12 protein-coding genes and 1 tRNA gene are annotated in these 12,695 nt (G+C 26.7%); 8 read left to right on the forward strand and 5 right to left on the reverse strand.

Translation table 4 applies throughout. The features are described from left to right. The first annotated feature begins 107 nt into the window (after positions 1-107). Positions 108-803 (forward strand): 50S ribosomal protein L1, encoded by a 696-nt coding sequence (rplA, locus tag JXZ90_RS02625; protein ID WP_205848226.1) that lies wholly within the window; start codon positions 108-110, stop codon positions 801-803. Between the two features lie 37 nt (positions 804-840). On the opposite strand, the gene JXZ90_RS02630 is transcribed toward rplA, so the two are convergent. From JXZ90_RS02630 to JXZ90_RS02645, 4 genes are all read right to left on the reverse strand, one after another. After that, positions 841-1,629, reverse strand: coding sequence for an alpha/beta fold hydrolase (locus JXZ90_RS02630; RefSeq protein WP_205848227.1), 789 nt, complete (start codon positions 1,627-1,629; stop codon positions 841-843). Positions 1,630-1,700: 71 nt separating this feature from the next. Further along, positions 1,701-2,804: a hypothetical protein gene (locus tag JXZ90_RS02635; protein ID WP_205848228.1), complete on the reverse strand. Its 1,104-nt coding sequence runs from the start codon at positions 2,802-2,804 to the stop codon at positions 1,701-1,703. A 133-nt stretch (positions 2,805-2,937) separates the two neighbouring features. After that, positions 2,938-3,603 (reverse strand): LemA family protein, encoded by a 666-nt coding sequence (locus tag JXZ90_RS02640; protein WP_205848229.1) that lies wholly within the window; start codon positions 3,601-3,603, stop codon positions 2,938-2,940. Between the two features lie 22 nt (positions 3,604-3,625). Then, positions 3,626-5,443 (reverse strand): MAG1210 family protein, encoded by a 1,818-nt coding sequence (locus JXZ90_RS02645; RefSeq protein ID WP_205848230.1) that lies wholly within the window; start codon positions 5,441-5,443, stop codon positions 3,626-3,628. Positions 5,444-5,590: 147 nt separating this feature from the next. On the opposite strand from JXZ90_RS02645, the gene prfA reads away from it, so the two are divergent. The 6 genes from prfA to JXZ90_RS02675 all read left to right on the forward strand — a co-directional run bounded on the left by prfA (position 5,591) and on the right by JXZ90_RS02675 (position 11,044). Beyond that, positions 5,591-6,676 (forward strand): peptide chain release factor 1, encoded by a 1,086-nt coding sequence (prfA, locus tag JXZ90_RS02650; RefSeq protein ID WP_205848231.1) that lies wholly within the window; start codon positions 5,591-5,593, stop codon positions 6,674-6,676. Next, a complete protein-coding gene (prmC, locus tag JXZ90_RS02655; protein ID WP_241003400.1) occupies positions 6,666-7,391 on the forward strand; it encodes a peptide chain release factor N(5)-glutamine methyltransferase in 726 nt (241 codons plus the stop codon). The genes prfA and prmC overlap by 11 nt, the downstream gene beginning before the upstream one ends. A 20-nt stretch (positions 7,392-7,411) precedes the next feature. Continuing rightward, the gene (locus tag JXZ90_RS02660; protein WP_205848232.1) at positions 7,412-7,639 is read left to right on the forward strand and encodes a phosphopantetheine-binding protein; all 228 of its coding nucleotides are present in this window, start codon (positions 7,412-7,414) and stop codon (positions 7,637-7,639) included. Between the two features lie 89 nt (positions 7,640-7,728). Further along, complete coding sequence (locus tag JXZ90_RS02665) at positions 7,729-8,646, forward strand: MAG4940 family membrane protein (protein WP_205848233.1); 918 nt, start codon at positions 7,729-7,731, stop codon at positions 8,644-8,646. Between the two features lie 25 nt (positions 8,647-8,671). Continuing rightward, positions 8,672-10,867: an MSC_0775 family lipoprotein gene (locus JXZ90_RS02670; protein WP_205848234.1), complete on the forward strand. Its 2,196-nt coding sequence runs from the start codon at positions 8,672-8,674 to the stop codon at positions 10,865-10,867. 102 nt (positions 10,868-10,969) lie between these two features. Beyond that, a tRNA-Trp gene (locus tag JXZ90_RS02675) sits at positions 10,970-11,044 on the forward strand. 72 nt (positions 11,045-11,116) lie between these two features. On the opposite strand, the gene JXZ90_RS02680 is transcribed toward JXZ90_RS02675, so the two are convergent. After that, the gene (locus JXZ90_RS02680) at positions 11,117-12,016 is read right to left on the reverse strand and encodes a DegV family protein (protein WP_205848235.1); all 900 of its coding nucleotides are present in this window, start codon (positions 12,014-12,016) and stop codon (positions 11,117-11,119) included. 51 nt (positions 12,017-12,067) lie between these two features. On the opposite strand from JXZ90_RS02680, the gene tapR reads away from it, so the two are divergent. After that, positions 12,068-12,688: a TyrS-associated PheT N-terminal domain-related protein TapR gene (gene tapR, locus JXZ90_RS02685; RefSeq protein WP_205848236.1), complete on the forward strand. Its 621-nt coding sequence runs from the start codon at positions 12,068-12,070 to the stop codon at positions 12,686-12,688. The last annotated feature ends 7 nt before the right edge of the window (positions 12,689-12,695 follow it).

Consider the following 12,695-nt stretch of genomic DNA (forward strand, 5'->3'; position numbering starts at 1 on the left):
CATGAAGCTCAATTAGCAGCAGATGAAGAAGCTATGCTAGAATCTAAAGAAGATAACAATTCAAAAGCAGCTGAAGTTGAAGATGAATCAAATGAAGGAGACAAATAATGGCTACTCATGTTGGTAAAAAAATAAAAGCTGCTCGTGAAGCATTTGATAAATCATTAGCGTATGATTTAAAAGAAGCTTTAGAAATCGTTAAAAGAACTTCATATTCAAAATTTGACGGTTCTGTTGAATTGGTATTCAAATTAAACCTAGATGTTCGTAAAGCTGATCAACAATTGCGTGGTTCAGTATTACTACCTCATGGAACAGGTAAATCAATTAAAGTATTAGTAGTTACAAATAATCCAGAAAAACAAAAATTAGCTCAAAAAGCTGGCGCAGATCAAGTCGTTGATGGACAAGAACTAGAAAGAAAAATTAAAGAAGACGAATTTGACTTTGATGTTATGGTTGCTGATCCAGCAATGATGCCTATTTTAGGAAAACACGGTAAAAAACTTGGACCTAAAGGTTTAATGCCTAATCCTAAAACAGGTACAGTTACTCCAACTCCAGAAAAAGCAGTTGAAGAACTTAAAAAAGGTAAGGCTAACTACCGTACAGATAAAGCCGGTATCGTTCATACATTAATTGGTAAAGTATCAATGGATGTTAATAATTTAGTTGAAAACGCACAAACAATAATTTCATTAATTAAGAAATTAAAACCAACCGCAGTTAAAGGCGCTTATATTCAAAACATTGTTGTTTCTGCAACAATGGGACCTGGCGTTAAGGTTAAGTTAGACAAATAATTTATCATTTATAAAAAGCACGCTTGTGCTTTTTATTTTAATTATCTATAAATTCTTCGATTATTTTAATTATTTCTCTTGGAGAACTTTTGAATGAATGGTGTGTCATGTTATTAATAATTTTAGTATTTAGTGAAAATTTTTTAGTTGTCTTTAGTAAGTTATTTAAAGGTATAAAAAAATCTTTTGTTCCAGCCAAAACTAAAACCCTCTCATTTTGAATGTAATATTTGTTTATAAAGGATTCTATATATGATTTATTTAAAATTTGCTTAGCTAAGTTTTTAAATTTTTTGTTATTCATTTCTTTGTTTAGCATTAATTTTTTAGCATATTTATTAGCTGATTCTTGTGCTAAATTATCTTTCGATTCCATAAGTTTTAGATAAGAATCATATGCTTCTAGTTCATTATTAGGAAGTAAATTTTCAATTCTTATTCTTGAATTTTTTACAATAGGTTGAATTAGAATGGTTTTACTAATTTTTGGAATATTTTCTAACATTTTTAGTGCTATCATGCAACCTAATGAGTGTGCTACAACATATATTTGCTTATCCTTATCAAAATAATCGTTGATGAATAAGGTCATAAAAACAGAATAATAATCAATATCTATTTTTATTTTTGGATCTCAATTACTTTTGCCACAACCCGGCAAATCTAGTGAAACAATATTGAAATTGTGAGGTAAATTTTCAAGATAACGAACCATATTTATTGAATCATTAAAACCATGTATAAATAGAATTGTTGGTAATTTTGCATCAATAAAATTTTCATAAATATTTATATTTAAACCATTTATATTTTTTATATATTCCATATATTAATTATTTTAAATGTTAATTTAAAAAATTAAATTAAAAACCACATCAATGATGTGGTATGAAATGTTTATTTTAACTTAGCAAAAATATAATCCATTTTTTTATTAACAATGTCTGCTATTTCATATTTATTATATGTCTTGCCATTTTTAAAATCTTCGTAGATTCTTTTAACAAGCAATTCATCAATCAGCTCAATAGCTTCTTCAACTTTAGATTCACTTCCAATTTGATTTTGGTCTAATTCAATAAAACCAATTGTATCTGTATTTTCATCATCAGTGGTGTTATTTATTGTTTTTAAATAAAATTCGTATTTGACAATATCTCTTTTGTCGAAATTGAATCTATTTTTTATTGTTCCAAAATAATGTCTTTTAAATCTATCACGTAGAACGCTTTCTATTTTACTTTTATCAAATTTACTGCTTGAACCATACACTTTAACTAATTCATGTTCTGAATCTTCCAAAAATTCCTTTTTACCTGAAAGCACATCGAATTGTGCTTCATCAATTTCAGTTTTTATTTCATTTTTGTCTGTTGAAAGAATAGCATAAAATTTACCATCAATTTTTTTAGGTTTGATTGTAAATTCTTTCAACTTATTATCAAAATTCTTGAAAGGAGAATTAATTAGTGGGATATATTCCATATCTTTAGTGCTTACAGGAAAGTTATTGTATACATAACGATTTGATAATTTACTTAAATTAAAGTTAATAAAAAATGCTTGTTCGTCAAAAATACGTTTCCCAATATTAAGTGCTTGTTGCTTTGCAAAAATAATAAAGTCATCTTCATTTTTATTATTATTGTAATAGAAAGCAATTTCTGAATTTAGAGCCTTAACAAAACGAGTCGCTAACTCTTTTAATTGGTCATCTGCGAAATTTTCATATGATGATTTATCAAAAATTATCTTTCCAGCTTTTTCTCATTTAGTATCTTTAATAAGTTCATCTAAGTTTTCTGAATTAGATCATTCGTATCTTTGGTTATATTTTCCATTAATTTCATTTAAAAAAATTAAATCTAATTCAAGAGTATTAGACTCTACATCATTTTGAAATTCTTGTTTTATAAAATATTTAAAAGTAGAATTTCCGTCTTCATTCTTGAAAGGAAATTTGATTTTGAATGAATAGTTGTGATTAATTATTTTTTCCATTTTACCTCATTTATAATTTCTAATATTATCGTAGCGTTAATAAATTATATTATGTATTTCAATGTTAATTAAGCATTATTAATAGTTTTGTTTCTTAATCGATTAAAAAATCCCTATCATTATAGGGACATTTTTAGAAGAATTTTTGTCTTGCTTCTTCCTTAATTGTTTTTGATGTTGCAAAGGGAATTCTCGTTGTGTATTGTTGTTTGTTAGCAACAATCATTTTAGTTGGTCAATCAAAAATTTCTCTATTTCATTGCAACACAGTGTCATTATAAACTTCACGAGCAGCAGTAATTTCTTTTTGCAAGTATGAATTTTGTTGCATAGCATCAGCTATTGTTTTGTGTGCTTTTAGTTCTGGATATGCTTCAATTTGAATTGCAAGACCTCTCATTATATTATCAACAGCAGTAGAAACTTGGGCTCTGTTTTCTTCATTAGGATTAACTCCTCCTCTGTATGCTGCAACCGTTTTCATAACATCTTTATCCAAATCAATTGATTTTTCAACTAACCCAACAACGTTTTGCATTATCATGACTCTTTGTTCTAGGTAGTTATCAATTTGTGAAGCGTTATGTTGTATTTTTTGTTCAAGCTTTTGAAAATATTTTTTAGCATTAATCTTTTTAAATAGAAAAATTAATCCTGGAATTATTAATGGAAATCATAAAATGATTTCAAAGAATATTGAACCTCCACCAGTTTTAGCTGGAATTCTTTTATTTATAACATTTATGTCGTTACCTTGATCTAAGGTTTGACCATCTCTTTCATCAATTAGGTTTGCCATATTTTGTATCTCCTTTTTTTATTTATTTAAAATCGTCTTTAAGTATTTTAACAAGTGATGATTTTGCAAAATATATTTTATCATCTTTTTCATTGCCGCTTGGTTTCATGTATTGATCAGATTCCTTTTTTCACTCATTATAGTTAATTCTGTATTCATTTATTGGAGTAATTTCAACAATGGTGTCTTGTTCTTGTTTAGTATATTTATCTCAGTGGACAGGAACAGCGTGCGTGTTTCCATCTCCACCTATCACATAAACATACTCGACCATATCTTCTATGTCATATCCTCATGAATTGACTTTAACAATATCTTTATTATTTTGAACCTTTAAAAGTTGAGTTTTAATAATATTCTTTGTCTTTGAAAGTTTATGTTTGAATAAATTAGCACTTAATGCATTAAGGATATTTTCATACTCATAGTTATTCAATTTACTTTTTGGTGTGTCTCTATATATAAATTCGTGAGTTGCTGTTTGTTGATAAATAGGGATTGATAATAAAGGTGCAAAAGCTAAAAATAAATGTCTGAAATATCTTAATTGATATGTTTTAAATCTTTCTTTGATTGCTTCAAAGTCTAAGTCATCATAATAAGATTCTTCATCAGCATTAAAATCAATTTTTCTAAAATGTTCAGGCTTAATGACATTAAGTTTTTCAATTTTTTTAAATATAAAATCGTCACCGTATCCTATTTCTTTATCCATTAAAAAATCAGTTAGTGTTTTTTGGGCTAAAGGAGTAAATAACATTCTGTAACTTTTCTCGTTGTCTCTTTCAAGTGCATTTCATATTGCTTCAAAGTCAGTATTGCCTAAAGCGGTAAAGTTTGAATCTCCAACACCTTGTTTAGATAATTTTTCAATAATTTTTGTTTGCGATTTAATAAACTTTGCAAGTTTTTTGTCACTCATCTCATGAACAAAATTAGGTGTTCTTTCAAAACTGAAATTAGGTTCTACTTCTGATCCAAAAATAATAAATGGATTTTCAACATAGTATGGACAAGGCTTTTCAACTGAAGCAGTCAAGGTTTGCGATCTTCTAATTGTTCTTATATTGCCGTTAGAGTCAGTAGTACTTTCGGTTCAAGAAATTACTAAATGGCCTGTATAGGTTTTTAATCCCATAGTGTGTTCTAATCTATTGGCGATAAGAAATGGGTTACCTTTTAATTCTCCGGATTGAATATATATATTACTAATCTCATCATCATTATAGTTATCAAGTCCATAATCAGTTTGTAATCTTGCCAGTTTTTCATTATCAAAAAATCTATCAATCTTTAATAATGGAATAGATTTACTAAAAAGTTGTTCTTTAATTCCGTGTTGGAAAAGAACATTTAATGGTTCCATTTGCTCGTATCCTTCTTTAGTAAAATTATCTATCTTTCCCTTTTCAATGTTTGAATTTTTTATTAATTTCTTTATTCTAGGAACTGTAACAATACCCAAGAGAATCGGCATTGTAATAATTAATATAAATCCAACCGATATTGTAACCAATAGAGTGATGAATGCTGACTCACTATTTGTTATTTTACTTGCTAGCACAAAAATTGAAATCGCTGTAGCTAGTATCGATAAAACAAGAAAGATAATTTCTGTCATTTTAGCTTTCTTTTGTTTTTTTAATTGTTTTTGACTTAGGTCATATTCATTTTCTGCATGTCTTAAATTTTTAACAGTTATTTTATTTGACTCTATATCAACTTTTGATTTTTTAGTTAGATCTTCAAAAAAATTGTCAATGTTTTCTATGTGTTTTTGTTCTAAGTTATTATAAGACTTTAGTGGCTCATAATTATCTTTCAAAAATTCTTCTGCCATATTGCTCCTTTTCACTATAAATTGTGATTTTTAAATATAGTTATTTAATTATAAATTATTCTCAATGGAGATATTCCAATAATGACTTATAAAAGTTTTAAAGCTTAATAATGAAATTAAAGTACTTCATTTATAATATTAAACATTATGGAAAAGACAATGTATAACTCTCTAGTGGAAATCAATAACACATATAATAAATTACTTGAACAATCAACGACTGATTCTGTAATCAATGATATAAATGAATATACAAGAATAAATAAGGAAATTAACAAAATTAAAGATATTGCTTTAACTTTTCAAAAGTACCAAAATACTGAAAAAAATTTAAATGGAGCAAAAGAAATGCTATCAAGTAAAGACGAGGATATGGTTCTCTTAGCCAAATCTTTAATTGAAGAATCGGAACTTGAATTAACTAAAATGGCAGATGAATTAAAAATTCTTTTATTACCTAAAGATGAAAATGATGACAAGAATGTAATAATTGAAATAAGAGGAGCTGCTGGCGGAGACGAAGCAAATATATTTGCTGGAGATCTTTATAGAATGTATACCAAATATGCTGAAGAATTAGGTTTTAAAATTAAAATTATTACTGAGAATGCAACGAATTCAGGTGGCTTTAGTCAAATTGTTTTTACAATAAATGGAGAAAAAGCTTATTCTAAATTTAAATTTGAAACAGGTGTTCATAGAGTTCAAAGAATTCCGGTAACTGAAAGTTCAGGCAGAATTCATACTTCTACTGCAACTGTAACTGTTATCCCTGAAATTGATGACAATATCGATATTGTAATTAAACCAAGCGATTTGCAAATTGACACATATAGATCAAGTGGCGCCGGTGGACAATCAGTTAATACAACTGATTCAGCTGTTAGAATAACCCATATTCCAACGGGTGTTGTGGTAACTTCTCAAGATGAAAGAAATCAAATTGCCAATAGAAATACAGCTATGAAAGTTCTTAAATCTAAGTTATATGATTTAGAAATGCAAAAAAAACGTGAAGAAGAATCAGGATATAGAAAACTTGCGGGTCATGGTGATAGAAGTGAAAAGATTAGGACCTATAACTACCCACAAGACCGAGTTACTGACCACAGAATTTCACTATCAACAAGCTTAAAACAGGTTGTTGAAGGCAAACTTCAAACAATAATTGAAGCTTTAATTGCAGAAGAAACGAATGAAAAAATTAAAGAGAGTGGTTTAAGTGGAAAATAAGGATTTGATTAAGTTACTTTTGCACGAAAAACGCAAGTATAATCTACCTCAAACTATATCTTCAAAAGAAAAAAAATCTTTAGAAAAAAATATTCCAATTCAATATATTATTGGATATATTGAATTTATGAATACTATAATTAATGTTAATAATAATGTGCTAATTCCGAGATATGAAACAATGGAATTGGTTGATTTAGTTATAAATAAATATGCTAAACCTAACCAAAGAATTTTAGATTTGTGTACAGGTTCAGGTTTTATTGGACTATCAATATTTAAGAATGTTCAAAATATAAATTTAGTAATGTCAGATATTAGTTATAAAGCATTAAAAGTCGCTAAGACAAATATGAAATTAAATATAGATAGAATAAGTAGAAAAAGAATTAAATTAAAACATAGTAATTTATTTCAAGACATTAAAGGCAAATTTGATTTAATAATTTCTAATCCCCCTTATTTATGAAAAAAAGATCAAGATATTCAATTGTCAGTTAAACAAAACGAACCCTCTATTGCTTTGTATTCCCCAAAAAACGGATGAAGAATTTATGAAAATATAATTAATGAATATAAAAAATATTTAAAACCTGGGGGCAAATTAATTTTGGAAATCAACCCAAAACATATACAAAAATGAAACTCTTTTAGCGAAATAGATATATTAAAAGATATTAATGGAAAAGACAGATTTATTATTATCAATAAGTAATTTTCTAATATAATGGATACATGGATTTTAAACAAAAAATTATTAGTAAATTACAAGGTTTGACCAAATCATCAATTAAAACAACTTCAACATTAAAAGATTTAAAAATTGATTCTTTAACATTAGCTGAATTAGTGTTTGAAGCTGAAGAAGAATTTGAAATACGTGTTGAAGATGCTGATTTAGTTAATATAAAAACAGTTCAAGACATTATCGATGTTTTTGGTAAATATATAAGCAAAAAATAAAAATAAATTTATTTTTTAACTTGCAATGCAAGTTTTTTTATTTTTTATTAGATAATAATAACCTATCAAAAATTAAAAAGAGGTTTTTTATGAATACAAAGCAACTTTTAGAAGCTTCATGAAATAAGATAGGTTTTATTTATGAATTCTTGTCAGTGTTTACATTAATATTTTTTTCATTAATGTGGATATTGTTTGCCAAACTTTTAAAAAAACAAAACAATAAAATATTTATTGCTTCAGGATTTACATTAGCTACTTTTTTAATGTTTGTTCTTCCTTGAGCATATAGCTTTATTTTTGCAAAAAAACAATCATTTGCATTGCTTAACCCATTGATTGTAATAATTCAGTCGACACTTCAAGGTTTTGATAGCGTGGATAAAACTTGACATCCCATCTACAAAGGGTCTGGATATTTAATAGGTGGCCAATTACTAGGTGGCCTTTTAGGATTTGTATTTTTTGTTCCATTTTATTGGCTTATTAAAAGACTATACATAGATTCTTTAGAATATGGTGAAATAGTTCGAGAATGGAAAATTAAGAATATCTTAAAGCAAGATAGTAAAGCTAATAAAACTTGATGAGTCTTTGCAATTAAAGAAGCAATTTTTATATCATTATTTGTATCTACGGTACCTATGGTGAATTATATAAGTACATCATTTTATGGCTTAAATAACTTTACAATTATGCTAACAACTTTGATTCTTATATGATTTATATTATTTGCATCTTCATTTTTTGGCTTTTTTGCGTTTCATATTGTATTTCCGTTAATTACATTAATATTGACAATATCAACATATGTATTTAATGTGATACAAACAACAAGAGTTAAACAAAAAGATTCTAAAAAAGAATGTAAACTCGAACTTATAGAAGTTGCAACAAGTCTTTATCAATTTATGGTTTGTGTATTTTTAACAATTATAATTCCAATAATTTTCGGACATGTTTTTCTATTAATTAGTGAAAACACAGGAATAATTTTAAACTTCTAAATTAAAAAAATATGAAAGGATAGTTATGAAATATTTAAACAAAAAAATAGTTTTAGGTGCAATTGGGTTTTTATGCTCAACTCCAATGTTTATTTCGTATAGTTGCAATAACAACTCAAAATCTAAGAGCAATTCCAATTCACCTGAAGACAAACATAATGAATTAAGTAAAACGGCACAATTAAGCAAACTTTCTAAAATGTTTGAAGAAAATGATTATAGCGATCAAGTGCTAAAATTTAGAGATCCAAAAGCAAACGCTACAACTGTAAAATTTGAAGAATTTTCTGAAAATAATTATTTGCCTAACCATTTTAATTTTGATTTTGAACAATTTAAAAAAGTTCTGAAAAATGATCTTAAATTTGAAGAAAGTTTTATTAATAATCTAAATTATGAAATTGATTATCACAATATACAAATTAATATGAACAACAAAACAGAAGTATTAGTCCCTGTAAAAATAAAACTAAATTTAAATCAAAATAATTTAAAAGGTCTATATACAGAACGCAAAATAATTTTTAAATTAAAAGGAATGAAATCTAATCAATTTAAATCAGAAAATGATCCTTTAATACTTTTTAATAATGAATTAAAGGATAATCTTCACAAAGAAGATATTGATGTAAAAATATCATTAGGTAACCCTTCAATAGTACTTAATATTAAAAAATATGGATTAGCAAATTTATCTAAATCACAAATAAATGAATTATTTACTTTAAATATTAAGAAAGATTTAAAATCCATTATTTCAAAATACCCGGACCAAGAGTACTTAATAAAAATAAATGGAATCCAACTTGATAATGAAAATTTAGATACAGCTAAAATAAGAATTAGAGTTTCTAATGCTATGGCTAAAAATGGAGCTCTTAAAAAAGGAAAATATTATGATAGTATAGGGTTTGATTTGTTTAAAGAAGTGAAACTCCCATATGATAAAAGCCCAATACTTTTTGAAAATAAATTACAAGAAAATGTTTATGTAGAACCAAAGGGTTCTAACATTTATAACTCAAATTTCACCGAATTAAACAAAGATAGTTTTAATATTTATTCACTTAATAAAAATATTTCCTATAAGGTTATAAACTATAAATCAATTGATTTTAGAAACGGTGCTCTAAGTCTTATTGCTGAGTATAAAAACAATGGGTCATTAATTCAAAAAGAAATAATTAAAAAAATTGGTGTTGGTGCATTCACTAACATTTATGAAGAAGACTTCACAAAGAATAATGTTAAGGCTTATAACTTTAATGCAGATTTTTTAGAACAAACAGACTTATCTAAAATTAATTCTTCTATATATAGAAATTATGGAAATCAAATATTTTCAGGTGGATATGATTCTACAAGAGCTTTTTATACTGGGGGAATCAAAACACCTATAAGTTTACATGTTGGAGAAGATTATTTAGCTGAGGAATATACTCCAGTTGTCTCTCCATTTAATGGTGAAGTAATAGCTGTTTATGCACCAATTGAACCAAATCAAACTGCTCAAAGTGTTGGCACCTCTTTATTGATTAGAATTAAAAAAGAAGAATTAAAATTAACGCCAAAAGAATATGAACAGTATTTTAATGATGATTTAGAGGACGATTATTTCTATGTAGGTTACATACATCTAGATGCAAATAAAACCATGAAAAATTCAACACTTGGTTGAATACCAACACAGGCTACTTCGGGAAGCAAAAATTATGCTTTTGTTCAAGGACTTAGTCCAAAAAATCCTACACAAGTTAAAAAAGGCCAAGTTGTAGGTTATCTAGGGGCGCCTTCAACAAATGGAGGATGAATGCCTCATGTTCACACCACCGTTTATACAAATAGAGATAAAACTTTTAATGAAAACAATTTTTATATGGAATTAGACAAATACGATAAAAGAATTAATAATTATTCTATAGAAGAAGGTAAGATTAGACTAACAACCGCTAGAGTTGATGGAGTTTCTATAAGTACTAAATACTATGGTGCTGCTAAAAAACACGAAATTTATGAAGTCGATCCTATTGCGGGCGAACCGATAGAAGAAATGATAAATGGCAAACAACAAAAAAAGATAATTAATAAAGATTTATTGTGAGTATCTAATCCAATGAGTATTTGAGAAATGAGAAAGGGAACTATTGATCCTAATGTTATTTTTAAAATAAGAGGGGTTGAAAGTTTTTCATTTAATATTAAAGATTATTTTTCAATTTAAAAAAAATAGCCACTTTACGCTTAAACAGCAATTAGTTGTGCACATAATTTAAAATTAATTAATGTAGCATATTTTTTGTTATAATGTTTAGCGTGAATTGCTAGGGGTGTAGTTCAATGGTAGAACAACAGGCTTCAACCCTGTGTGTTGTGGGTTCGAGTCCTGCCACCCCTGCCATTTTTTTATTTTAATTTTTAAAAATATCAAGCGCTAAATTATAGGCTTGATATTCTAAATTTAGAGGATATCCTATTGGATATTTTTAATTTGCTCGTATTTTTCTAAAAATTCTTGTTTTAGCCATTTAGGCATTGAAACTAATATTATCACGAACGCTTCAGGTCCTGTGTGTACAGAAACAACTGGTGAAATAAATTCTGTAAATGGTATTTCTTCAAATTCTTCTTTGAAAGTATTTTGAAATAATTGAAGATCATCAGGTTTAGGCCCTGAATGAATATAAGAAACCATTAGTTCGTGACCAGGTTCGACTTCAAAATCTTTAGCTTTTGATTTAATTAATTTAATACAAGTTTTTTCAAATGATCTACCGATAGATTCTTTTAGTAATGATCCATTTTCTCATTTTATAATAGGAACTATTTTAAGTAAACGAGCAATAGCTGCAGCAGATGGGTGTAGTCTTCCACCCTTAATTAAGTATTTATTGTATTTTGGAATCAAACTGCATTCCTTTTTAAAACCACCATTTTCAATATATTGTATATATTCTTCATATTTAGAAGAATCTTCTTTCATTTTGTGTTCAAACCAAACAATATCAAATGGTATTAAGTAGGTAATTTGAATTGATTCAATAACTTTTAATTTAGGAAATTCATTTTCCATGCTTTTAAAATTTATATAAGAGCTTGATAAATTTTTTGAAATTGAATAAACAAAAATTTTGTCATATGTTTTAGACAAATCACTAAATAAATTATAGGCTTCCCCCATATTGAAAGTTGATGTTTTAACATCAGATTTAAGTGTATATTTATCAAACAAATTTCTTGATGTTAATTCTACCCCATCAGCATATTCTTTACCATCAATTGTTATGTATAAAGGCAAGTAAAATCAACCTAATTTTTCTGCTTGTTTTTTTGTTAAACCTGATGAAGAATCAATTACTATAGCATATTTCATAATGTGAACTATTATAGCATATACTAATATACTAATGTATAATTATCAATTATGAAGTGAGTGTTTAATTTAAATAAAAATTTTAAAAATACATCTATTATTTTTGTTGATACAAGGATTAAGATTGAAAAACAAATATTAGTGGAAAACCCAAAAGCAAAATATCTTGTTTTTTGCGATAACAATTTTAATGTTAATTCATTTATTAATTATCAATATTCAACTAAAAGCCAACTTTCTTTTAGGACGCTAACTAAATGTCAATTTAATAAATATAAAAAAGATATTTTGTCTTCTAAACCGCAAACAAATTTTGTATTTGGAGATGTTAAATTTTTTACATTAGGAAAAATTATTAGTAGACAACAACATCCAAAAAGTGAAAAACTATTTTTGTTAAGTGTTGATTTTGGAAACGATGAATTAATTAAAATAGTTACAAATACAACTTATACAAGTGAAGGAAAATATTTCTTTTTTGCAAGGCCTGGTTCAATAACTTCTGAAGGTTTGGAAATTTTGAATAGTGAAGTAGTAGGAGTGGAAAGTCAAGGTATGTTATGTATGCCTCACTCTTTAGGACTGAAGGAAGATGTCAATTTATTTGAATTAATGGATTGAAAATCAAATGAATTAGATAAACATTTAGGCGAAGAAATAATGATTAGTTAGGAGATTA

It is taken from the genome of Mycoplasma sp. Mirounga ES2805-ORL, from assembly GCF_017084445.1.
Taxonomy (GTDB): Bacteria; Bacillota_I; Bacilli_A; order Mycoplasmatales; family Metamycoplasmataceae; genus Mycoplasmopsis.